The 1843-nt window shown below is 29.1% G+C and carries 2 protein-coding genes; both read right to left on the reverse strand.

The window, feature by feature from the left end; all coding sequences use genetic code 11:
• Positions 1–537, reverse strand: a 537-nt coding sequence (locus QME58_14075; GenBank protein MDI6804943.1) for a hypothetical protein, incomplete at its 3' end; no start/stop codon positions are given.
• A 53-nt stretch (positions 538–590) separates the two neighbouring features.
• Positions 591–1598, reverse strand: a complete 1008-nt coding sequence (locus QME58_14080; protein ID MDI6804944.1) for a hypothetical protein — start codon at positions 1596–1598, stop codon at positions 591–593.
• Positions 1599–1843 lie beyond the last annotated feature (245 nt).

Consider the following 1843-nt stretch of genomic DNA (forward strand, 5'->3'; position numbering starts at 1 on the left):
TCCAAAAACTAAAAATAACAGAGGTAACTTTTTACCATATATGAAAATGTGTTGAATTTTTCGATACTTCGTTTTTTTAAAAACGGAATAAAAATTATCAGGCAATATTTTACTTATTATAGTTCCAGTATTACTAACCTGTAAATAAAGGTGTTCAACAAAAGAACTCTGAGAATATCCCCGCTCGTCCAAAATATGGACTATCACAAATGCTTCATAATTACCTATTTCTTCCAAATTAATTTCCCATTCCTTTGTAACTATATGGTCTTTGGAAAGGTTTAATACCTTTGATTCGCTTTCAATTTTTTTAGCTATGTTTTGGGGTGCTTTGAATATTGTAATAACCTGCGCTGCATCTTTTAAGACTTTGAATTGCAACCTGTAAGTAGAATTATAACCAATTTTGGGCTCTCTAATAAAATTAGAGTAAATAATTTGAAAACACTGCTCTGGTTCACGAGATGATGCGATGAGAAATTCACAAAACAAGATTAAGTATCCTAATATAAAATATAGAATTAATAGCTTTTTCATTTTGTTTTTCCTTTCAATTTATGTTTCAAGATTCCAAAAATTCAAAACTTCTTCTAAAAACTTTTATTTTGTTTTAATAACCAAATATCATTCGGACCTAATGGTTTAGCATCCACTATAGGAACTACAGAAAAAGCTAAGTATTTCCTATCAGATGACCAAGAAAAATAACTCGCATAAGTTCCACCTTCTTTTGGGCTTATCAGGTTTACATCTAACTTGGTTACTTTTCCAGTTTCCACATCAATTATTCCAACATTACTCGGTAGATAACGATTTAATGAATTATCACTATAGACAATTTTTTCCCCATCGGGACTGTATGCCAACCATTCAGCATAAACTTCTCCTGTTTTAACTGTATTTGTTTCTAAGTTACGAATCGAATATTTGATTGGTTGAGGATATATAAGGTTCTTTCCATCTGGCGAAATGTCAAAACCAAAATAACCGAATGGTTCAGCAAATAATAGTTTTAACTTGTTATTATATCTTGAGAAGAAATAATATCCTCGTGGTAAATTACTCGTCATCCCTTCCCCATAAATTATTAGAGTTGTATCACCAGACATAAACTTGGCACTATATACGGCTTTTAAACCTGTCTCAATAGGTTCTTTGATCTGAGTTTGTATGTTAAATATATATAAATTGCCGGATATGTTGTTTTTTAAACTGTCTATGAATACTAACTCCGAACCATTTGTCGATAAAGTAATGAAACCAATGTCTCCTTTAATTAAGGATTGTGGGTTAAATACTGATACTGAGGAAAGTAATACACCATTCGATAAAGAACCAATTGAATCCCCACTTATATAATTACTAATAACGTAAAGAAAATCATTAGTAGGTTTAAAGACGGGACAGTTATAATTAATACCATAGCCAACCGTGCGTGGGTATGTTAGCGGGATAAGATTAGAATTTCTTTTCCATTCTTCATCTTCAGTATTGTTAACACCTTTATTACAACTTGTAATGATTAACAGGAAAAGTAAAAAGATATAAGAAAATATATTAACGATTGTGCTCTTAATAAAAATTGATTTTTTTAACATATAAGAAACCTAATTTATTAGCTTTTTATTGATGATTAGTAATTTCAGATGGATTCAAGTAAATTCACCAATTTCTATCAATATTACTTTTTCAAAAGAAATTTTTTTTTAATAATATTATCCTTTACTATCATTTTCGAATCCATTTTGACTTACCATTATCCTAATTGTTAAAAAACAAATTAGAAAAATTATTTGGTTAATAACATTTTCTTTATACTTAAAAATTTACCTGATTGAAGTTT

The organism is Bacteroidota bacterium (assembly GCA_030017895.1).
Taxonomy (GTDB): Bacteria; Bacteroidota; Ignavibacteria; order UBA10030; family BY39; genus JASEGV01.